The organism is Corynebacterium sp. c3Ub_189 (genome assembly GCF_039907195.1).
Taxonomy (GTDB): Bacteria; Actinomycetota; Actinomycetes; order Mycobacteriales; family Mycobacteriaceae; genus Corynebacterium.
On record NZ_JASBOF010000021.1, the window covers coordinates 1 to 20,638 of the forward strand.

Here is a 20,638-nt window from a genome sequence, read left to right on the forward strand (position 1 = left end):
CATAAGGACCGACGGGGCGCTTTTCTCTGTGGGTTGCGCAGTGCGCCAGTAGGAGAGGAGGCTGCAGCCGCGCGCTAAAGCTTAGGCCGGCAGCCAGGCGTAGCCGTACGGTCCAAGCTCTACTGGGCCCAGATCGATGGACCGATCGCTGAAGTTGTGCAAGCACAGCAGATCGCCGCGCTGGTAGCCAAGGACGGCTTCCTCGCCCGTCTCGACCGGCTCGCACGGAGCGGTGCCGAGATCCGGATGGGCATGGCGCTCGGCAATCATGGAGCGGACGGTGTTGAGCAACGAAGTGGCGTCATCAAGCTGAGCGGCCACGGAGGTACCTCCCACAACCGGAAGGCGGGAAGGCGCGTTGGTACTAAAACCAGAGTGCTCGGAATCGTCCCACTGCATCGGGGTGCGCACCGCATAGCGGTCCGGGAGCGTGGTGTCATCGAGCATGCCAATCTCATCGCCGTAGTAGATAAACGGTGCGCCCGGCAGGGTCATCAGCAGCGAGAACATGAGCTCCACCTTGCGGCGATCGCCGTTCATCAGCGGCATCAGCCGGCGGGCAATGCCCACATGGGCGCGCATTTCATCATCGGGGAGGAAAGCTTCATACATCAGCTCGCGCACGTCATCGTCCACCATCTCCAGAGTGAGCTCATCGTGGTTGCGCAGGAAGGTACCCCATTGGCAGCCATCTGGCAGGGCAGGCAGCTCATCGAGGATGGAGTAGACCGGGGTGGCGTCGGCAAGCGCCAATGCTTGGTACAACCGTGGCATAACCGGGAAGTTGAAGACCATGTGGAAGCGCTCGCCCTTGCCATAGAACTGCATGGTCTCGGCCGGAGGCTGATTGGCCTCCGCGATGAGCACCGCATCTGGGTAGTGGGTGTCCATGAAGGAGCGAATCTTCTCCACAAACTCGATGGTCTCCGGCAGGGACTCGCCACCTAAACCATCGCGTTCAAAGAGGTAAGCAATGGCATCAAGGCGCAGGCCGTCCAAACCCTTGTCCATCCAGAAGGACAAGATCTTGAACACTTCCTCCTGCACGGCCGGGTTATCGTAATTTAAATCCGGCTGGTGGGAGTAGAAGCGGTGGAAGTAGTACTGGCCGCGCTGGTCATCCCACGTCCAATTGGAGGTCTCCACGTCGGTGAAAATGACACGGATTTCGGGGTAGCGCTCCGGGTCATCGCCCCAAACATAGAAATCGCCATAGGGGCCGGTGGGATCCGTGCGGGAGGCCTGGAACCACGGGTGATCGGAGCTGGTGTGATTGAGCGCCAAATCCGTCATAATGCGCATGCCGCGGCGGTGCAGCTGCGCAATGAGCTCTTCAAAGTCCTCCATCGTGCCGTAATCCGGATGGATGGAGTAGTAGTCCGCGATATCGTAGCCATCATCGCGCAAGGGGCTGGCATAAAACGGCGAGAGCCACAGGCAGTCCACGCCGAGCCACTGGAGGTAATCCAGCTTATCGATGACCCCGCGCAGCGTGCCTACCTCCTTATCGCCATCGGCCTTAAAGGAACCGACGAGGGCTTGGTAGAAGACGGCATTGTGGTACCAGCTCATGAAAGGTCCTTTCTTTTTGCCCGCCAGGTCAGGTAGGTAAGGAGACACAGGGCGCCGGCTAGGAGGCCGGGCCATAGGGCGGGGGAGTCATGGAAGAGATTGAGTACAGCTTGGATAACCGCGAGGAGGCTAAAGAAGCCGAGGAAGCCTAAGGCGGTATCCCACAGCATGGCCCGACGCATTAGGCCTTGACACCGCCAGCGGTCAGGCCGGCGACGATGCGGTGCTGGAAGATGAGCACCATGATGACCAATGGGATGGTCACCAACGCGCCGGCGGCCATGGTGGCGGCATAGGGGTACTCGAAGGCGGACGGGCCGGAAAAGCGTGCAATGGCTACGGTCACCGGCTCGGTATCGGTGGTGGACAGCTGCTTGGCCAGCATGAACTCATTCCAGGTGGTGATAAAGGCGATGATCGCGGTGGTAAATAGCGCCGGCGCCGCCAGAGGGAGGAGGATGAGGCGGAAGGCCTGGGAGCGCGAGGCGCCATCCACCCGGGCTGCTTCTTCTAGTTCCCAGGGCAGCTGGCGGAAGAAGCTCAGCAGCGTATAAACCGTCAGCGGAAGTGCGAAGGAAATATTGGGGATGATCATCGCGCGGTAAGTACCAATCCATTCCAGGTTGCCAAAGAGCTGGAAGAGTGGGGTGACCAAGGCAATGGCCGGGAACATCGAGGCGGCCAGGATAATGCCGGTCACGATTCCCTTGCCCGGGAAGTCATAACGGGAGAGTGCATAGGCGGTAAAGACGCCGATGAGCACGGCCACCGCAGTAGTAACCAGGGAGATAAGCAGCGAGTTTCCCAGCGCGGCTAGGAAGTCATTTCCCTTATCGGTAGCCAAGGCATCGCGGAAATTATCCAGCGTGACGTGGGTGGGCCACGGGGTCGTATCGAAGGTGAAACGCTGATCCCGCAGCGCAGTCACCAGCATCCAGTAAAAGGGCGCCAGACCCCAGAACATGATGAAGACGATGCCGGCGTAGTGTCCGAATTTACGCATTATTTAGCTGCCTTCCTGCCGGAGACATCCGCGCCAAGGAAGCGGATGAGGATAAAGGCGACGACGAAGATGAGAAGGAAAATAAGGGTGGAGAGCGCGGAGGCGGAGTTGAAGTTACCTTGGCGCATATCCTCTACCACCAGCTGGGAAATGGTCGCGGTGGGGGAGTTGGAGGAGCTAGAAATCATGATGACCGGTAGGTCATACATGCGCAGCGCATCCAGGGTGCGGAAGAGCACAGCCACCATGAGCGCCGGGCGCACCAGCGGGAGCGTGATGCGGAAGAAGGTCTGGATGCGGTTGGCGCCGTCCACGCGAGCGGCATCGTAAACGTCCTTGGGAATCATTTGCAGGCCGGCCAGGATGAGCAGCGCCATGAATGGTGCTGTCTTCCATACGTCCGCGATGATGACAGCCAGGCGAGCGTAAAACGGGTCCGTGGTCCAGGCAATGTTCGCACCAAGCAGCGAGTTAACGATGCCATCTGGGGCGAACATGAACTGCCACAGCTTGGCCGTGACGGCCGTAGGAATGGCCCAGGGGATAAGCACTGCAGCGCGCACCAAGCCGCGGCCGCGGTACTCACCATTCATAATGAGCGCCATCAGCATGCCCAGGATGGTCTCCAGCAGCACGGTAACGATGGTGAAAAAGAGCGTGATCTTTACCGCCGGCCAAAAGTCCGTGGCTATAACGCCCGGCGGGCAGGTAGAAATCTGACCAGTGCCGGAAACACACCGGTTATTAATCCAGTACAGATAATTTTCCAGCCCGGCAAAGCCGCCTTCCTCAAAAAGCCCCGTTTGCGGGTTGAGCTGCCTATTGCCTTGGAAGGACAGGAAAATAGCGCGGATGATGGGGTAGCCGATAATGACGGCGAGCACGATGAGCGCCGGAGCAATCAGCCCGGCCACGCGCCCATAATTCTTGCGCTGGGGCTTCGGCGCGCTTGCCGACGCCCCCTTCGGCGCCCCCTTGGACGCAGTCGGCGAAGCTATAGCCACGCTGGACCGCCTTTCTGTTCAAGAAATGCTAAGTATTGGCTAGATTCTATCCCCATTAGGGGAGTGAAAACCACAAAGGGTGAGGCGGCGGGGTGTCCGCCTACCTCACCCGGATTGGGCGTTTAGCCCTGGGAAGCCGATTCGATGGCCGCCTTCATATCGGCGGTGGCATCATCTACCGACTTGCCATCCGTCAATGCAGCGTAGGCATTGTCTTGGATGGCCTTGGAAATTGCCGAGTAGAACGGGGACACCGGGCGCGGTGCCGCGTTCTCCAGAGATTCCTTGAGTGCCGGCAGGTACGGGAATTCCTGCTGCAGCTGCGGGTCATCGTAGATGGAAGCCAAGACCGGCGGGAAGGACTGCTCCGCAAAGGACTTCTGGTTGTCCTCATTGATGATGAACTTCATGAAGTCGAGCGCAGTGCCCTTATTCTTGGAGTTGATATTGATGCCGTTGTTATAGCCGCCCAGCGTGGACACACCTACGCCATCCTTGCCCAGCGGGGCCTGAACCTCGACGTCGACGCCGGCATCCACCGCGTTGGAGTACATATACGGCCAGTTCATGGCGAAGGCGGTCTTGCCCTCTGTAAAGGCCATATTGGTTTCTTCCTCGGTGGCGGCGGTGGAGTCCTTGGAAATGGTCTCATCCTTGTAGGCATCCACCATGGCCTGCAGGCCGTCCTTGGCCTCCTTGGAATCAACGGTGACGTTGCCGTCCTTATCTAGGACAGAACCACCCCAACCTTCCATAAAGTCGGCGGTGTTGAGTGCCAAGCCCTCGTACTGCTTGAACTGGGTGGTCAGGCAGTCCTTGCCCTTGTCCAGTGCCTTGCACGCGGACTTAAGGTCCGCGAACTTCTCCGGTGCCTTATCTGCGAGCTCGGTGTTGCGGAAAAGCAGCTGTCCGTTGGTGTTTTGCGGCAGCGCGTAGAGCACATCGTTATAGGTGGCAGACTCCACGGTGGCCGGCAAAAGCTCATCCGTATCGGTTTCAAAGTCACCATTGAGCGGCTGGAGCCACTGGTTGGCGGCGAACTCCGCGGTCCACACCACGTCGAGGGCCATGACATCGTAGTCATCGCTGCCCGCCTGCAGGGACTGCACCAAGGTTTCGCGCTGGGCGTCGGCCTCGCCGGCCAGCTCCTTGAGGGTGACCTTCTCGTCTGGGTGCTGCTCGTTCCACTTCTCGATGATGGGGGTCACCTTGTCCGTGTCATTTTTGCCCATGGCAAAAGTGATGGGGCCGCGCGCATCCGCGCCGCCCTCAGAAGAACCGCCCTCGGCGGAATCGGAGGAGGAGGAAGAAGAGCAGCCGGCCAGTGCCAAAACTGCGGTTGTCGCAACGGTGGTGCGAAGCAGGAATTTCTTCATGGAATTCACCTTTCGGAAAACTTTCGGTTCTTTAAACCTAAAATACGGACACCAAAAGGTGGATAATTTTGACCTATTTAACTCTAAACGGGGGTAGAAAAGGGGCTGTGGGTGGCGGGGACGCGTACCTGCGTCCCGGCTTTCTCCGCGGTTTAGGCTCCGCTAGAACTAGTCCTGCGCGATGCGGCGGCCCGTTTCCGGATCGAAGCGGTGCGCCTCGCGTGGGTTGAAGGTCAGCACTACCTCCTCGCCGCGCTGCGGTGGGGTTCCTTCGGCCCGGGCGACTAGGCGCTTGTCACCCACGGTGACGTAGACATAAGACTCCGCACCCAGCTCTTCCACGATGTCTACGACGCCCTGGAACCCCACTGGGCCCTTATTTATGAACATCTTTTCCGGGCGCACGCCTACGCGGGAGCCGTTGTAATCGAAGATATTCATCGCCGGCGAGCCGATGAATCCGGCAACGAATTCGTTCGCGGGGGCGTCGTAAAGCTCGCGCGGCGGGGCTACCTGCTGCAGCTCGCCGTCCTTGAGCACCGCCACGCGGTCGCCCATGGTCATAGCCTCCACCTGGTCGTGGGTGACATACACCGTCGTCGTGCCCAGGCGCTGCTGGAGGCTGGCCAACTCCGCGCGGGTCTGTACGCGCAACTTGGCATCCAGGTTGGACAGCGGCTCGTCCATGAGGAAGGCCTTCGGCTCGCGGACAATGGCCCGGCCCATGGCCACGCGCTGGCGCTGACCGCCGGACAAATCCTTGGGCTTGCGCTTGAGATACTCGGTAAGGCCGAGCGTTTCCGCCGCCTCGTGCACCTTGGCTTTGATCTCGGATTTAGGAAGCTTTGCCAGCTTCAGGGCAAAGCCCATGTTTTCCTCCACCGTCAGGTGTGGGTAGAGGGCATAGTTCTGGAAGACCATGGCGATATCGCGATCGCCTGGTTCCAGGTTGGTCACGTCCTTGCCATCGATGGTGATGCGGCCGCTGGATGTAGGCTCCAGGCCCGCTAGTGCTCGTAGCGTTGTGGACTTGCCGCAGCCCGATGGGCCAACGAGGACTAGGAATTCGCCGTCCGCGATATCGAGGTCCAAGTCTTTTACCGTGGGCGCGCTCGCGCCGGGGTAGGTGATGTTGACCTTTTCAAAAGTGACCTTTGCCATGCGCAACACACTAGCACCATTGGCGGTCGGTATCCTTGAAGCTTATGACTGCACTTGATTTGGAACGCATTCGCACCGCGCTGGCGGACGATTTCACCACCATCGATTTCGTGGAAAAGACCGGCTCCACCAATACCGATTTGATGCAGGCCACCAACGTTGCGGATGGCACCGTGCTGCTTGCCGACGAACAACTTTCCGGCAAGGGCCGCCTCGGCCGCACTTGGACCGCGCCGGCCGGCTCCCAGGTCATTTTCTCCGTGCTCTTGCTGCCGGAATCCCTCGAGCACCTGGGCACCCTGCCGCTGGCCGCTGGCCTCGCGGTGACCGATTCGATCGAGGGCACCGTGCTGAAGTGGCCAAACGACGTGCATATCGACGGCAATAAGCTGTGCGGCATCCTTGCCGAGGCCGGCCCCGTTGGCCAAGCCTTCAAGGCCGCGCCGAAGACCGAGCTCACCAAGGTGGAGGTAGGCAAGGCTGAAGTCAATAAGGCAGAGGTTAATAAGGCCGAAGTAAATAAGGCTGAAGTCAACAAGGCCGTAGGCGGCGCCGCACCATCCGCGCGCGTCGTCGTGGGCATGGGCATCAATGTCACCCTGACTCGTGAGGACCTACCGATTGAAAAGGCCACCTCGCTCGCGCTCGAGGGCCGCGATACGGACCGCACCGAGCTGGCCATTACCGTGCTGAAGAACCTGCGCCGCCGCATCGTGCAATGGGAGAACCAAGATCCGCAGCTCCTGCTCGACTACCGTGCGGTCTGCTCCTCGCTCGGCCAGGAGGTGCGCCTAGAAACCCCGTCCGGCGATGTCACCGGGCACGTCGATGAAATCGGCGAGGACGGACGCATCATGGTCGCCGGCGAGTACTACTCCGCGGGCGATGTCACGCACCTGCGCCCACAGCAGTAAACCACCACAGTAGACACGCGAGGTAGCATCCATAGCTATGGGACTAATGAAGATGGGCCAAGGTGAGGTCAAACGCGCGGATGTCTCCGCGCCGTTTCGCGCGCTGATTTTCCCCTTCCTCGAGCTCATCCTCATCACCGGCCTGCTGTGGATTGCCATCGGCTGGTGCGATGTCCAAGCAGTAGACCCGATGCTGCGCAACGGCCTCGTCGCGGTATGGGCCCTGCTAGGAATCTGGCGCTTTGTCATTCCTCTTTTTAAGGCCCGCCGCAAGCGCTTCATCGTGACTAATAGGCGCGTCATCGCGCGCGAGGGCCGCAATATCGATTCGATTCCGCTGCAGGATATCCGCGGCGCCCGCAAGCGCCGGGGCGGGGTATCCCTAGCGATTAACGGCTGGGATCGGGCCATGTATTTTCCCAACGTGGCCAAGCCCAAGCGCGTGGCCGAGATTATTAATGATCGCCCTTGGTTTTAACCTCGGTGGTGTGCAGCTGGCTATCCAGATCCTCGGGGGAGAGGTTGGCTCGGCTGAATTCTTGCGTCAGCGGCAGGCGCAGCTCTAGATCGGAAGCGGGGCAGAGCTCAACCGTTGCCTTATCCACTACGTAGTCCAGCACGTGGCCACCGGAAGTGCGGGCGGCGTCGATAAAGTGCACGTGGCAGCCCGGTACCGAGATTCCCTTTTCATAGACAGGGGTGCGGAAGCCGCCGATAACGCCCTCGACGTCCTTAAAGTGCAGCTCCTTATCGCCACCAACGGCCTCAGACATTGGTGGGTAGGGCTTTTCTTGTTTGACCACCGTGCGGGTGGTCACCTCCTTGAACGTGCCCACGATGCGCACCGCGTACATGTAGTTAGCGGAAGGCTCGAGCTTATCGATGAACGCGGAGAGCTGATCGCGGCGCAGGCCCGCGGGGGCGTCGGCAGTAATGCGCGGGACAAAGTTCGTGGCCACCGCGTAGGGGGTCCGTTGGTCTAGGTCTGCAATCTGCGCGGAGCCATCGCCGCGCAGCTGGTAGCAGGTGCCATCCAAAATGATCATCTCTCCGTCGAGGCCATCAAAGGTGCCGAGGCCAAAATTGCCCTTACCAAGCAGTTCCGAAATGGTCATTTCGCCGTCATAAATGCCGTCCAGCAAAGCGGTCATGAGGGAATTTTGGAAGATGGTATGACGAGTGAACATAGTATCCAGGCTAGTATTGGGGGACGTGAGTGACTTAAAGCCTATTGTAACTGTTTGTGGCGACGGCCAGCTGGCTCGCATGATGCAGCCGGCCGCCGCGGAACTCGATATTCACCTGCGGATTCTGGCCAGCAAGCCGGACTCCTCCGCCGCGCAGGTCACCCCGGACGTGGTGTTGGGGGATTACACCTCCTTGGAGGAGCTGCGCGGCGTAGCAGAGGGCGCGGATGCCATTACCTTCGAGCATGAGCATGTGCCCAACGAGCACTCCGCCGCGCTTATCGACGCCGGATTTAACGTCCAGCCACAGCCCACCGCCCTTATCTATGCGCAGGATAAGCTCAAGATGCGCGAAAAGCTCGCCGCGCTGGGCGCTCCTGTGCCGCGCTTTGCCGCCATCGACTCGGTGGCCGATGCCCGCGCCTTTTTCGACGCCGTCGATGGCCGAGTATGCCTCAAGGCCCGCCGCGGTGGTTATGACGGCAAAGGCGTATGGTTCCCCACCGCCGATAATTGCTTTGAGCTGGTCTCCGAGCTGCTCGAGGCCGGAACCCCGCTGATGGCCGAGGAAAAGGTGGAACTTACCCGCGAGCTTTCCATCTTGGTCGCCCGCCGTCCTTCCGGCGAGGCCAAGGTATGGCCGATTACCCAATCCCGCCAGGAAAACGGCATTTGCGCCGAGGCCATTGCCCCCGCCCCTGGCCTTACACCGGAACTTTCCCAGCGCGCGTCCGAGCTGGGCCTGTCCATCGCCGAGTCCCTCGGCGTGACCGGCGTGCTGGCCGTCGAACTCTTTGCTTTCGACGGCCCTGAGGGCGAGGATATCTCCGTCAACGAACTGGCCATGCGCCCGCATAACACCGGCCACTGGACCCAGGACGGCAGCGTGACCTCCCAATTTGAGCAGCACCTGCGCGCCGTACTCGACCTCTCCTTGGGCGCAGTCGACGCGCTCGCACCCGTTACCGTGATGGCCAATGTTTTGGGCGCCGACGAAGATCCCGCCATGCCTATGCCGGAGCGCGTCCGCGAGGTCATGCAGCGCTACCCGCAGGCCAAGATTCACCTTTACGGCAAGGACCATCGCCCCGGCCGCAAGATTGGCCACGTCAACGTCACTGGTGAAGATACCGACGAGACCCTGACCATCGCCCGCCAGGCCGCGCACTTCCTCGTGCACGCCACATGGGCTTAAAATCCTGCCTGTAGAAAGGACACTATGCAACCGCATGTAGGCATCATCATGGGCTCCGATTCCGATTGGCCCACCGTTGAACCCGCCGCTCAGGTCCTCGCGGACTTCGGCATCCCCTTCGAAGTCGGCGTGGTCAGTGCCCACCGCACCCCGGAAAAGATGCTGGCCTATGCAAAGGAAGCCCATACCCGCGGGTTGAAGGCAATTATCGCCTGCGCCGGCGGTGCCGCGCACCTTCCCGGCATGGTCGCTGCGGCCACGCCGCTGCCGGTCATCGGCATCCCGCGCGCACTGAAGGATCTCGATGGCCTCGACTCCCTCCTGTCCATCGTGCAGATGCCCAGCGGCGTGCCGGTAGCCACCGTCTCCATCGGCGGTGCGAAGAACGCCGGCCTGCTTGCCGCCCGCATCCTCGGCGCTGGCGACCCCGCCATCCAAGACAAAATGGTGGATTACCAGAAGCAGATGGCCGAGGAAGTAGAGCAGAAGGATAAGAACCTGCGCGACAAGCTGCTAGGGGAGTAGCTCTCCGGTCTAAGGCCAAACAAAACAAGCACGTTTTAGCCAAAACAACGTAGTTTTTCGGCAAAACGTGCTTGTTTTGTCTCCTAGTCTCTAGCGAAGTTCTCGTCGCCCCTTGCCAACATGCCAAACAAGCACGATTGGGCAAAATTCGCGGAGGAAAAGGGTAAAACGTGCTTGCTTTGCATCGTTGTAGCCTGCGGGGTGAGGAAGCGTGCTTTAAGCTTTCGGGCAGGGGAATAATGCTCAAAGGGGGAAGCATGGAAGAAGTACTGGTTTCAGGCTTAAGCAGGGGCGAGCTTAAAACTCATGTAGCGAATGGAAAGATAATCCGAATCGGCCGCGGGATCTATACGTGGCGGGAACCGACTCCCATGGAAGTAGCTCGCATCCTGCACAAGCGGTGGCCTGGAATCATGCTTGCAGGCAGCTCTGCGGTGCAGCTGTACTCCAAGAAGGAGATGACCTTTCCTCTGAAATTTGCCTACAAGCATGTCGTGAGTGGTTCGCAGTGGTTTGAAGTCGAGCGAACGCGGCAGAAAACGAGATTTACGTTTGAAGGTATCCCTGTGCAAAATCCCCTGCTAGCGGCTGCTGCGGTGGATGACGATCAAGCAGTAACGATGCTTGAAACGCGATATCAAAACAGGCGCGGTAAGCAAGCCTTAGAAAAAGACCTCGGATGTATCGCACGGGTACCAGCTCGGGTTCGGGAATTAGTGAACAAATCTGCGGTAGGAGCCGATAGCGAAGCAGAAAGGAAAGTAGTCCGCGCGCTTCAGCGGCGTGGGAAGAAGGTTCAGGTAAACCACCAGATAGGTCCCTATTTATGGGACATCGTTGTAGGGAAGGTCGCCGTTGAAATCGATGGCTATGACTTCCATAAGGCGGAGGATTTGGGGACTTTCGTTAAAGACCGCTGGAAGGGAAATGATGCGGCGCTAAGAGGGTATACCGTTCTTCGCTATTCAGGCAGCTGCGTTAAGCATCACTTGGTGGATGTGGTTCAACAGATTTCTGAGGCTCATGAGGGGCGAACGAATTTCGGCTCTCTTGCTCACGAATCCGTGTGGCGTTGGCATTGGCTTTTAGCCGGGTATGCAGCCGAGCCGATTTACGGCTAGCGCCTTTCAATTTCTTCCGTGACCTGCTCAAAAGAGAAGCGTTCGCCGGTATCGGCGGCGCGGGCTTGGCGGAGGGCTTCAGCATCTGCGGCGGCTTCGAGGCGGTCAAGGAATGCTAGTTCTTGAGGCGAAATGATAACTGCGGCTTCCTTACCGTTGCGGGTGACAACGGTGCGGGTGCCTGCGTAGTGGGCTTGGTCAATGACCTGGCCTAAGCGGGTGCGGAGTTCGGAAAGTGGCAAAGACAATGAAAGCTCCCAAAACATCAAAGTACTACTAGTACCAAGTTAGCAAAGAGTACAACTTTTTAAGAGGTCATGGACTACAACATCGCGTTTACGCGGCAGGCCAAGCGAGAGTTACAAAAAATCCATCAGGGAAACCGAAAGCAATATCAACGGATTAAGCGCGCGATCGGTGGACTGGCCCAAGACCCATATCCACCAGGATCTATCGCTTTGTTCGGCAGGAGTGGCCGAAGAATAAGGGTGGGAAATTACCGCGTGCTGTACTCCGTTGAGGAGCAAGAAGTGCTGGTGGAAGTGTTTACCGTAGGGGCACGCGGAAGCGTTTATAAGCGCTAAAAGGGCACACCGGAGCGCAGGATGACATTGGCAAACGGCGTGGTGGAACCGGTGCGCACGACGAAGGAGGCGCGGGCGACCTCGCGCTTGAGGTCATCGTGGGAGACCTCGGTAAGCGGTACTGCGGGAAGCAGGGAGCGCACCTCGGGCGGGGTGGCATCGGCGATGGTGGCGGCTTCGACCACGACCTCCTCAAGGAGGGCGGACAGCGTATCGGCGAAGGTGGGGATGCCGAAGGTAAGCGTGAGGTCGATGACGGGAACATCGTGGGGGATGGGAAGGCCGCAATCAGCGATGACAAAGGTATCGGTGTGGCCGAGGCGTGCGACGGCGCTGGTGAGCGCGGGATTGAGGAGGCCGGACTTACGCATCGGTGACCTCCGGCAGGGCGGATTCGGTGGTGGGGTAGGACGGTTGCGCGCCGTTACCGGTGGCGGCGAAGGCGCCGACGCGGGCGGCGAAAGTGGCGGCATCGACAAGCGAGGCACCGGTGAGGAGCTGGGCGCAGAAGGCACCTGCGAAGGCATCGCCGGCGCCGGTGGTATCCACGGCGGTCACGCGCGGGGTGGGGATATCCGTGCCGCTATCCGGGGTGGCTACGTAGGCGCCGTGGGCGCCGAGAGTCAGCACGACGGACCGGAAGCCGGACTCTACTAGGCGGTGGGCGAGCTCGCGCGGGGCGCCCTCAGAAGGCAGCCCGAGCTGGTCCAAGATGAGCCCGGCCTCGTGTTCATTGGCTAGTAGGGGATCGGCCTGCAGAAGCGAGTCGCGGTCGACCTTGACCACGGGCGCGAGGTTGACCACCACTCGGCCTTGGGCCGCCTCGACCGCGGCCTGGAAACCGGAGGCGGGGATTTCGCCCTGGAGGAGGACTACATCGGCATTGGCGATGGTGGAGGCGCGGGAGGAGACAAAGGGGGCGTCGACAAGCGCGTTGGCACCGGGGGAGATGACGATGGTGTTCTCGCCATCGGCCGAGACAGTAATGACGGCGAGGCCGGTATTGGTATCGGCCTGCTCCACAGCGCCGAGATCGATGCCGGAGGTGCGCATATAGTGCATGGCAGGCTCGGCATAGGGATCGGAGCCGACCGCGCCCACGAAGGCCACAGTGGCGCCCAGCTGTGCGGCCGCGACAGCCTGGTTAGCGCCTTTGCCCCCGGCCAAGATGTCGCCGCCAGAGCCCAGTAGGGTCTCGCCGGGTTGCGGGTGGCGCTCGGCGTGCACGATGAGATCGGCATTGATGGAACCGACGACGGTTAGCTTGCTCATTGGAAATCCTCCACATTGTCGCGGGTGACGGTGATGACCTCGACGGGGACGTTCTTCTCCGCCGCGCCACCGTGCAGGAGCGCTGCGGCTTGTTCGATGGCGCGGGCACCGAGCTCTGCGGGCTGTTGGGCGATGGTAGCTTCTAGCTTGCCATCTTTGACCGCCTTGAGGCCATCGAAGGTGCCGTCAAAAGCCACCACCTTGACCTCAGAGCCGGCCCGCGCCCCCAAAGCTTCGACCGCGCCGAGCGCCATTTCATCGTTCTCTGCAAAGATGGCCTTAATATCAGGATTGGCCTGCAGCAGGTTGGTGGCGACGTTGAGGCCTTCCGTGCGGTCGAAATTCGCTGATTGCTTGCCGACGACCCGAATATCCCCATACTTCGCAATCTGCTCTTCAAAGCCCTTACCGCGCTCGCGCGAGGCGGAGGTACCAGCGGTGCCCTGCAGGATGAGGATATCGCCCTTTTCCCCGATGGCCTCGGCGAGCTTATCTGCTGCCTGCGCGCCGCCGGCGACGTTATCGGAGGCCACCATGGAATCCAGTTCTACGCCGTTGACGTCGCGGTCCACGCCGATGACGGGCACGCCGTCATTTTTGATGCCGCGCACGGCTGGGGCCACGGCATCGGAATCGGTGGGGTTGACCACGACGACCTTGGCGCCCATCGAGGTGGCATTGCCCAGCTGATTGACCTGCTGGGCGGGGTCATCGGAGGCGTCTTGGATATCGAGCGGAACGCCGAGTTCCTTGGCCTTATCCTGCGCGCCGTGGCGCAGTTCGACGAAGAAGGGGTTGGTCTGCGTGGACAGCGCTAGCGTGATGCGGTTGCGGTCTTCTTCCGAGCGATTGCACGAGGCAAGGCCCAGCGCGAGGGCCGGTACGAGGAGGGTGGCGATGAGCTTTTTCATGGCGGGTGCTCCTTAGTTGGCCGTCTTATTGCGGATGACGTCGAAGCCGACGGCCAGTGCGATGACCAGGCCGATGACGATCTGCTGCCAGAAGGAGGAGACGTTGAGCAGGTTCAAGCCATTGCGGATGACCGCTAGCAAGATCGCGCCGACCAGAGTGCCAGTAGCCTTGCCCTGCCCGCCGGAGAGCGAGGCGCCACCGATGACGACGGCCGCAATAGCATCGAGCTCGTAGCCGGTGCCGGCCTGCGGCTGTGCGGATTCGAGGCGACCGGCCATGACCATGCCGGCCCAGGCGGCGAAGAAACCGGAGAGTGCAAAGACGGCGATCTGGATGCGCTTGACCGGCAAGCCCGAGAGCCGGGCGGCCTCCAGGTTGCCGCCTATGGCATACATGGAACGGCCGAGTACCGTGCGCTCAAGGATGAACCAGCAGATAAGCCCGGCGATGACCATCATGATGATGGGGACGGGGAAGCCTGCGATATCGCCGCCAAAGGCGTTAACGGCTGGCGCGGTTTCAATCGGTGAGCCCTGGGAGATGACTAGGGTGAGGCCGCGGGCGATGGACATCATGGCCAGCGTCGCGATGAAAGAGGGGATCTTGCCCCACGCAGTGGCCATGCCGCAGATGGCGCCGGCCAGCGCACCTACGATCAGGCCGAGAAGCAGGGTGAGCCAGCCAGGCAGTCCCGCAGTGGAGAACATATAGGCAGAGACCATGGCGCCGAGCGCGGCGACCGAGCCCACTGAGAGGTCGATGCCGGCAGTGACGATGACAAAGGTCATGCCGAAGGCCAAGATGGCCACCGTAGCGGCCTGGATGCCGATATTGAGCAGGTTCGCCACGGTAAGGAAATAAGGTGTAGCGATAAACAGCGCGATGCACAGGGCAATGAGGCCGACGAGCGCGCCATTATTCATCGCCCAGTTAACTACTCGATTCTTGGTCATGCTTCATCCTTGGGGTTGGTGCCGGCAGGTGCGGCAGCAGAGGCAGAGGTAGCGGAGGTCACGTTGGATACGGCGAAGGCCATGACCTCATCTTGGGTGGAGTTTTTGGGTAGCTGGCCGGCGAGTTGGCCGCCGGACATGACGAGGATGCGGTCGGACATGCCGAGCACCTCGGGCAGATCGGAGGAGGCCATGAGAACGGCGCCGCCGGCCGCGGTGACCTCATTGATGATGTTGTAAATCTCTACCTTGGCGCCGACGTCGACGCCGCGGGTGGGCTCATCGAGGAGGAGGACTTTGGAGCCGGCCAATACCCAGCGGCCGAAAACCGCCTTTTGTTGGTTGCCGCCGGATAGGTTCCGAATGGGCTGGGAGAGATCGGCCATGCGAATGCGCAGCTTCTCTGCTACGTCACCGGCGCGGCGGCGTTGGCCGCTGCGGTCTGCTAGCCCCGCCTTGGCGGTGGGGTAGAGGGTGGCGAAGCCGAGGTTATCGCCCACGGAGGCATCTAGAACTAGCGCTTGGGATTTGCGGTCTTCGGGGATATGACCCACGCCGGCGCGGATGGCGGCACGGATATCGTCGCTGCGCAGCTGCGTGCCGTCGACGCGGATGGTGCCGGAATCGTATGGGTCAGCGCCCGCGATGGCGCGAATGATTTCGGTGCGGCCGGCGCCTACGAGCCCGGCAAGGCCGACGACTTCGCCGGCGTGGACGGTGAAGGTGACGTCGTGAAAGGCGCCTGCGGAAGTCAGCTCGGAGACCTCCAGCAGGGCCTCACCGCGCTCAGGCGGAACCTCGCGCGGGTACTGATTGTCAATCTCGCGGCCGACCATGAGCCGTACCAGCTCGTCTTCGTCCGTATCGGCTGGGACCTCGGCGATGAAAGAGCCATCGCGCAGCACGCTGATGGTCTCTGCAATGCGCGCCAGCTCCTCCAAATGGTGGCTAATAAAGACCATGGCCACGCCCTTAGCCTTGAGCTCCTCGAGCACGGCAAAGAGCGCATCGACCTCCTTGCCGGTGAGCGCGGCTGTGGGCTCGTCCAGGATGAGAATGCGCGCGTTCATAGACAGCGCCTTGGCGATTTCCACGAGCTGCTGCTTGGCCACACCCAGCTCACCCACCGGCATGTCTAGGTCCACGTCCAAGCCGATAAGGTGCAGTGCTGCTTGGGCTTGCGCCTTGAGATGCTTGCGATTGACCAACCCGAAGCGGCGTGGGGTGCGCCCGAGCATGATGTTCTCAGCCACGGACATGGTGGGTACAAGGTTGAGCTCTTGGTGAATGGTGGCGATGCCCAGTGCCTCAGATGCCTTGGTATCTGGGATTTTCACCTCTGCGCCATCTACCAGGATGCGGCCGGAATCTGGTTCGTGCACGCCGGCAATCATCTTGATGAGGGTGGATTTTCCCGCGCCGTTTTCACCCAACAAGGCCTGCACCTGGCCGCGGCGGACGGTGAGGTCTACCCCCTTAATAACCTCCACCGGTCCGAAGGACTTGGTGACATTGTCCAGGCGCAAAACGCAGTTACTCATGGCGTGGCTCCATCGAGTTGGTGGGCGGTGGACATGCGCGGGATGTAGCGGGTTTCTAGCACCTCGCCTTCCGGTTGGTGCTTATCATTGATTGCCGTGATGAGCTTGGCTGTGGCGGTCTCGCCCATTCTGGCCACATCCTGGTCTACCACTGAGATAGGGGAGGGTTGGAAGCGCAGGTAGATGAAATCATCGAAGCCGACGAGCGCGATTTCTTCTCCGATGCGCTTGCCCGCATTATGACAGGCCTCCAGCGCGCCGGCCGTCATCATGGAATCTCCGGCAATGAGCGCGGTGACGCCTTCCTGCAGGAGTGCGATAGCACCCTTATAGCCCTCGCGGTGGCGGTAGCTGCCGTGGTGGATATGGGCAGGCATACCGCGGGTGGCTGTTTTGAATGCTTGGAGGCGCTGGCGGCCGGTGGAGGTTTCCTGCGGCCCGGACAGGTAGCCGATGTGCGTATGCCCCTTCTCCTTGAGTTGTTCCACGGCTTGTTTCATGCCCGAGTGGGGGTCTGAGAGCACTGCAGGAATTTGGCCCAGGGCGCGGTCAATGAGCACGAGCGGACGGTAGCTGCGCGCCTGCTCGAGTGCTTCTTCAGCGCCTTCGAGCGGTACGGCGATAATGCCGTCCACCTGGCGTTCCATGAGGGCATCGAGTGCCTTGACCAGCCGCTGTGGATCCTCGCCGCAACTGGTGATCATCGTGGCTAGGCCCTGCTTATCGGCGGCTTCTTCGATGGCTGCGGCCATCGCGGCGAAGTAGGCATTGTCCAGGCTGGGGATAACCAGGCCGATGGCATTGGAGCGGGAGCTGCGCAATGCCCGGGCTTGAGCATTGGGCCTATAGTTGAGCTTGATGGCCGTATCCTTGACGCGTTGGCGCGTGGACTCCGAGATGGCTGGGTTGCCCGAGAGCGAACGGGACGCGGTGGAAATGGATACTCCAGCAGCAGCGGCCACGTCCTTGAGAGTGGTTCCGGCCATGCTGTCCTCCTTGGTTTAGGCGTGTGGGCCGGCTTCTGGCCCTCCCGGGTGCAATCGATTGCACATTGGAGTTAAAGGTACGGCTATTTCCATCTTCCTGTCAAGAGCTGGCAAGTCTATGCTGGTATCCATGTCTGACCCGCTCCTTGTTTTGGGCTCCCGCGTAACCCATGGCTATCCCGGTGCTATGCTGCGCTCGCGCCTTGATAAGGCGTTGGCGCTTTATAGCGGTCAGCGCATCATTGTCTCCGGCCGTGGTGAGGCGGGACCAATGGCTACATACCTCATCGAACGTGGCGTGCCGGACGAGAACATTGTGGTGGAACTGGAAGCCACGAGCACTAATGAAAATCTAGAGAATGCCCACCGCTTGGCCCCGGATGCCGTATTGCACGTGGTGACCAATGATTTTCATATCCTGCGCACAGCGTTGTGGGCTTGGCACTTGGGTATTGGTGTGCACCTGCATTCCGCGCGCACCCCGTGGCGGTTGATGCCGCGCAATTACCTGCGCGAAGTCTTGGCTACGCCACACTCCGCGGCGCGAATAGTGTGGCGGCGGATGCGGGGGTAGGGTTCCCGCCCGGTGTGGCGGCCCGCTGTCCACCGGCGCTTCCAACCCCGAAAGAGGTTAACTGGAGGTTAACTCAAGGGCGGTGAGCTGCTGAAACCGTGGGGTTGAGTCGGCAGTTATGCAAACGATTGACCGACGCTTCGCAGTACTCCTAGGCTAAATGCAACGAAAGTTATAGCCAGAAAGGTCTTTGTTATGACCAGTGGAGGAGCGGCTGGCCCTGACGCTGACTACCCCAGCGTCGCACTTGCCCATGGCGATTATGCGGCCGAGATTGGTCTATTCGGCGGTGCACTCAAGGCGCTGACCTATCGCGGCGCGCCCTTGGTAGAAAGCTACGAAGGCAAGCCGCCGCTGATGGCCGGAGTGGTGCTGGCGCCGTGGCCGAATCGCACCGAAGATGGCTGGTTTGAATGGCAGGGGACTGCCCACCAGTTAGGCATCACGGAGCCGGAGCGCAATAACGCCATCCATGGATTCGCGGTGGATTGGTGGCACGTCAAGGAACGCTCGGACAACCGGGTGGCTCTTGCCTTTGATATTGAGCCGCGCCAGGGCTGGCCGTGGGCGATTCAGCTAGAGGCCACCTATACCCTCGATGAGCAGGGATTGCACCACCAGCTGACCGCACGCACCACGGAGCCCGGTGAGGTTCCCTTCGCCTATGGGCTGCACCTCTACCTCTCCCCACAGGGAGCTGGGGCGGAGGAAGCGGTGCTCAGTGTGGACGTCGGCAAGCGCTACCTGCTAGGCGCCCGCAACCTGCCTACGGGAAAGACGGAGCAGGTGCGCATTGTTAATCAGCCCATCGCCGAGGTGGACTGGGACGATTGCTTCCACGGCGAAGGCCCACTGACGGCCGTGTATTCGGCCGGTGGAAAGGGTGTGCGCCTGGAGATGGGCGAAGGCCTGAACTGGGTGCAGATGTTTACCCCGGCCGATTTCCCGCGGGCAGGCGGCCCCGGCAAGGCATTGGCCGTGGAGCCGATGAGCGCGCCGCCGAATGCGCTGCGCAGCGGGGAAGACCTCGTGCGCCTGAGCGCTCAGAAACCGCAGAGATTCACGCTGCGCCTTGCAGCAGAGAACAATAACTAGAAAGGTCAGCCATGGAGACTGCTGAATCCGTATTGAGGCTCGATGCCTCCTGGGTGGACTACTTCTTGGTAGCCATCTACTTCCTCTTCGTGCTGGGCATCGGCTGGGCCGCCAAAGCTCGAGTGTCTAGCTCCATCGACTTCTTCCTCTCCGGCCGGGGACTGCCCGCCTGGGTGACCGGCCTGGCTTTCGTCTCGGCCAACCTGGGTGCGGTGGAAATCATCGGTATGTCCGCCAATGGCGTGGAGTATGGCTTCCAAACCATGCATTACTTCTGGATCGGCGCCATCCCGGCAATGGTCTTTTTGGGCATTGTGATGATGCCGTTCTACTACGGCTCCAAGGTGCGCTCGGTACCGGAGTTCATGCGCAAGCGCTTTGGCAATGCCGCGCACCTGGTTAATGCGATTTCCTTCGCCGTGGCCCAGCTGCTTATTGCCGGCGTGAACCTGTACCTGCTGGCCACGATCGTGGAGGCCCTGCTGGGCTGGCAGATGTGGGTCTCGCTCCTCGTGGCCGGCCTCATCGTGCTGTCCTATATCACCCTGGGTGGCCTTTCGGCCGCCATCTATAACGAGGTTCTCCAGTTCTTCGTCATCATCGCCGCCCTCGCCCCGCTGACCATCATTGGTTTGAACCGCGTTGGCGGTTGGAATGGGCTGAAGGACGCGGTGGCCCAGGATTCGCACTTCCACACGTGGCCGGGCACGGACATCTCCGGTTTTGAGAACCCAGTGTGGTCCGTCATCGGCATCGTGCTGGGCCTCGGCTTCGTGCTTTCCTTTGGTTACTGGACCACCAACTTCGTGGAAGTTCAGCGCGCCATGGCCTCCGATTCCATTTCAGCCGCCCGCAAGACGCCGATCATCGGTGCCTTCCCCAAGATGTTCGTGCCCTTCCTCGTGGTCATTCCGGGTATGGTTGCCTCTGTATCCGTGGCCGACTTGATGGAGGAGCGCGCGGAGCCGAATGACGCCATCCTGCTGCTCATGCGCGACCTTCTGCCCAATGGCCTGCTGGGCGTGGCGATCGCCGGCCTGCTCGCTTCCTTCATGGCCGGCATGGCCGCGAATATCTCGGCCTTTAATACCGTCATCTCCTATGACATCTGGCAGACCTACGTGGTCAAGGACCGCGAGGATGACTACTACCTGAAGTTCGGCCGCATCGCCACGATTATCGCCACCGCTATTGCCATCTTTACCGCGCTGCTCGCGCAAAACTTTGGCAATATCATGGACTACCTGCAAACCCTGTTTGGCTTCTTCAATGCGCCGCTGTTTGCCACCTTCATTCTGGGCATGTTCTGGAAGCGCATGACCCCGCACGCCGGTTGGTCCGGACTCGTAGCCGGTACCGCTTCCGCCATCGCTTTCTGGTACGTCGCGTCCTTCACTGACCTCATCAACCTGCCGGGCCAAGGCACGGCCTTTGTGGCGGCCGGTGTGGCCTTCGTGGTGGATATCCTGGTATCCATCGTGGTCACCCTGTTCACCCAGCCCAAGCCGGATAGCGAGCTGGTTGGTTTCGTCTCTTCCGTGACTCCCAAGGACCACTTTGAGGACTACACCGAAAAGTCCTTGCCGTGGTATCAGCAGACCGTCCCGCTGGGCATCATTTGCCTGGTGATGGCCGTAGCCCTCAACGTCATCTTCGCCTAAGG

The 20,638-nt window shown here is 60.7% G+C and carries 23 protein-coding genes; 9 read left to right on the forward strand and 14 right to left on the reverse strand.

From position 1 onward, the window contains the following. Positions 1 to 81: 81 nt before the first annotated feature. The 6 genes from QKD99_RS10005 to QKD99_RS10030 all read right to left on the reverse strand — a co-directional run bounded on the left by QKD99_RS10005 (position 82) and on the right by QKD99_RS10030 (position 6,116). On the reverse strand, positions 82 to 1,572 hold the full coding sequence (locus QKD99_RS10005) for an alpha-amylase family protein (protein WP_347951363.1): 1,491 nt from the start codon (positions 1,570 to 1,572) through the stop codon (positions 82 to 84). Further along, positions 1,569 to 1,754 carry a hypothetical protein gene (locus tag QKD99_RS10010; RefSeq protein WP_198492605.1) on the reverse strand — a complete coding sequence of 62 codons (186 nt, stop codon included), beginning with the start codon at positions 1,752 to 1,754 and terminating at the stop codon, positions 1,569 to 1,571. Before QKD99_RS10010 ends, QKD99_RS10005 begins: the two co-directional genes overlap by 4 nt. Then, positions 1,754 to 2,575 carry a carbohydrate ABC transporter permease gene (locus tag QKD99_RS10015; protein ID WP_005322533.1) on the reverse strand — a complete coding sequence of 274 codons (822 nt, stop codon included), beginning with the start codon at positions 2,573 to 2,575 and terminating at the stop codon, positions 1,754 to 1,756. The genes QKD99_RS10010 and QKD99_RS10015 overlap by 1 nt, the downstream gene beginning before the upstream one ends. Further along, positions 2,575 to 3,489 (reverse strand): sugar ABC transporter permease, encoded by a 915-nt coding sequence (locus tag QKD99_RS10020; protein WP_347951376.1) that lies wholly within the window; start codon positions 3,487 to 3,489, stop codon positions 2,575 to 2,577. Before QKD99_RS10020 ends, QKD99_RS10015 begins: the two co-directional genes overlap by 1 nt. A gap of 212 nt (positions 3,490 to 3,701) precedes the next feature. After that, entirely contained in the window at positions 3,702 to 4,955 is a 1,254-nt protein-coding gene (locus QKD99_RS10025; protein ID WP_284868821.1) for an ABC transporter substrate-binding protein, read from the reverse strand. 168 nt (positions 4,956 to 5,123) lie between these two features. Further along, positions 5,124 to 6,116, reverse strand: coding sequence for an ATP-binding cassette domain-containing protein (locus QKD99_RS10030; RefSeq protein ID WP_297552239.1), 993 nt, complete (start codon positions 6,114 to 6,116; stop codon positions 5,124 to 5,126). Between the two features lie 44 nt (positions 6,117 to 6,160). Between QKD99_RS10030 and QKD99_RS10035 the strand changes: the two genes are divergently transcribed. Both QKD99_RS10035 and QKD99_RS10040 read left to right on the forward strand, forming a co-directional pair. After that, a complete protein-coding gene (locus QKD99_RS10035) occupies positions 6,161 to 7,030 on the forward strand; it encodes a biotin--[acetyl-CoA-carboxylase] ligase (protein ID WP_284766789.1) in 870 nt (289 codons plus the stop codon). A gap of 37 nt (positions 7,031 to 7,067) precedes the next feature. Beyond that, the gene (locus QKD99_RS10040) at positions 7,068 to 7,508 is read left to right on the forward strand and encodes a hypothetical protein (protein ID WP_238801233.1); all 441 of its coding nucleotides are present in this window, start codon (positions 7,068 to 7,070) and stop codon (positions 7,506 to 7,508) included. On the opposite strand, the gene budA is transcribed toward QKD99_RS10040, so the two are convergent. After that, positions 7,486 to 8,217, reverse strand: coding sequence for an acetolactate decarboxylase (gene budA, locus QKD99_RS10045; RefSeq protein WP_204610019.1), 732 nt, complete (start codon positions 8,215 to 8,217; stop codon positions 7,486 to 7,488). The genes QKD99_RS10040 and budA overlap by 23 nt on opposite strands. 79 nt (positions 8,218 to 8,296) lie before the next feature. On the opposite strand from budA, the gene QKD99_RS10050 reads away from it, so the two are divergent. The 3 genes from QKD99_RS10050 (at position 8,297) to QKD99_RS10060 (ending at position 11,058) form a co-directional block, all read left to right on the forward strand. After that, positions 8,297 to 9,412 carry a 5-(carboxyamino)imidazole ribonucleotide synthase gene (locus QKD99_RS10050; RefSeq protein ID WP_238801294.1) on the forward strand — a complete coding sequence of 372 codons (1,116 nt, stop codon included), beginning with the start codon at positions 8,297 to 8,299 and terminating at the stop codon, positions 9,410 to 9,412. Positions 9,413 to 9,436: 24 nt separating this feature from the next. Next, positions 9,437 to 9,937: a 5-(carboxyamino)imidazole ribonucleotide mutase gene (gene purE, locus QKD99_RS10055; protein ID WP_005322524.1), complete on the forward strand. Its 501-nt coding sequence runs from the start codon at positions 9,437 to 9,439 to the stop codon at positions 9,935 to 9,937. A gap of 257 nt (positions 9,938 to 10,194) precedes the next feature. Next, positions 10,195 to 11,058, forward strand: a complete 864-nt coding sequence (locus tag QKD99_RS10060; protein WP_284766787.1) for a type IV toxin-antitoxin system AbiEi family antitoxin domain-containing protein — start codon at positions 10,195 to 10,197, stop codon at positions 11,056 to 11,058. Here the strand turns inward: QKD99_RS10060 and QKD99_RS10065 are convergent. Then, positions 11,055 to 11,306, reverse strand: coding sequence for a type II toxin-antitoxin system Phd/YefM family antitoxin (locus QKD99_RS10065; RefSeq protein WP_284766786.1), 252 nt, complete (start codon positions 11,304 to 11,306; stop codon positions 11,055 to 11,057). The two genes, QKD99_RS10060 and QKD99_RS10065, sit on opposite strands and share 4 nt — an antisense overlap. A 69-nt stretch (positions 11,307 to 11,375) precedes the next feature. Here QKD99_RS10065 and QKD99_RS10070 point away from each other — a divergent pair, with 69 nt between their 5' ends. After that, entirely contained in the window at positions 11,376 to 11,642 is a 267-nt protein-coding gene (locus tag QKD99_RS10070; protein WP_297552245.1) for a type II toxin-antitoxin system mRNA interferase toxin, RelE/StbE family, read from the forward strand. Here QKD99_RS10070 and rbsD read toward each other — a convergent pair. From rbsD to QKD99_RS10100, 6 genes are read right to left on the reverse strand one after another with little or no spacing between them, the layout of a single operon-like run. Then, positions 11,639 to 12,013: a D-ribose pyranase gene (gene rbsD / locus QKD99_RS10075; RefSeq protein WP_284766784.1), complete on the reverse strand. Its 375-nt coding sequence runs from the start codon at positions 12,011 to 12,013 to the stop codon at positions 11,639 to 11,641. The genes QKD99_RS10070 and rbsD overlap by 4 nt on opposite strands. After that, the gene (locus QKD99_RS10080) at positions 12,006 to 12,914 is read right to left on the reverse strand and encodes a ribokinase (RefSeq protein ID WP_347951364.1); all 909 of its coding nucleotides are present in this window, start codon (positions 12,912 to 12,914) and stop codon (positions 12,006 to 12,008) included. The genes rbsD and QKD99_RS10080 overlap by 8 nt, the downstream gene beginning before the upstream one ends. Then, the gene (locus QKD99_RS10085) at positions 12,911 to 13,825 is read right to left on the reverse strand and encodes a substrate-binding domain-containing protein (protein WP_049383661.1); all 915 of its coding nucleotides are present in this window, start codon (positions 13,823 to 13,825) and stop codon (positions 12,911 to 12,913) included. Before QKD99_RS10085 ends, QKD99_RS10080 begins: the two co-directional genes overlap by 4 nt. A gap of 12 nt (positions 13,826 to 13,837) precedes the next feature. Then, on the reverse strand, positions 13,838 to 14,779 hold the full coding sequence (locus tag QKD99_RS10090; protein WP_049378628.1) for an ABC transporter permease: 942 nt from the start codon (positions 14,777 to 14,779) through the stop codon (positions 13,838 to 13,840). Further along, on the reverse strand, positions 14,776 to 16,320 hold the full coding sequence (locus QKD99_RS10095) for a sugar ABC transporter ATP-binding protein (RefSeq protein ID WP_347951365.1): 1,545 nt from the start codon (positions 16,318 to 16,320) through the stop codon (positions 14,776 to 14,778). The genes QKD99_RS10090 and QKD99_RS10095 overlap by 4 nt, the downstream gene beginning before the upstream one ends. Further along, positions 16,317 to 17,306 carry a LacI family DNA-binding transcriptional regulator gene (locus QKD99_RS10100; RefSeq protein ID WP_347951366.1) on the reverse strand — a complete coding sequence of 330 codons (990 nt, stop codon included), beginning with the start codon at positions 17,304 to 17,306 and terminating at the stop codon, positions 16,317 to 16,319. Before QKD99_RS10100 ends, QKD99_RS10095 begins: the two co-directional genes overlap by 4 nt. 130 nt (positions 17,307 to 17,436) lie before the next feature. Between QKD99_RS10100 and QKD99_RS10105 the strand changes: the two genes are divergently transcribed. The 3 genes from QKD99_RS10105 (at position 17,437) to QKD99_RS10115 (ending at position 20,636) form a co-directional block, all read left to right on the forward strand. Next, the gene (locus QKD99_RS10105; RefSeq protein ID WP_347951367.1) at positions 17,437 to 17,880 is read left to right on the forward strand and encodes a YdcF family protein; all 444 of its coding nucleotides are present in this window, start codon (positions 17,437 to 17,439) and stop codon (positions 17,878 to 17,880) included. 195 nt (positions 17,881 to 18,075) lie between these two features. Then, a complete protein-coding gene (locus tag QKD99_RS10110) occupies positions 18,076 to 18,975 on the forward strand; it encodes an aldose epimerase (protein ID WP_347951368.1) in 900 nt (299 codons plus the stop codon). 11 nt (positions 18,976 to 18,986) lie between these two features. After that, complete coding sequence (locus QKD99_RS10115) at positions 18,987 to 20,636, forward strand: sodium:solute symporter family protein (protein ID WP_225745861.1); 1,650 nt, start codon at positions 18,987 to 18,989, stop codon at positions 20,634 to 20,636. Positions 20,637 to 20,638: the final 2 nt, after the last annotated feature.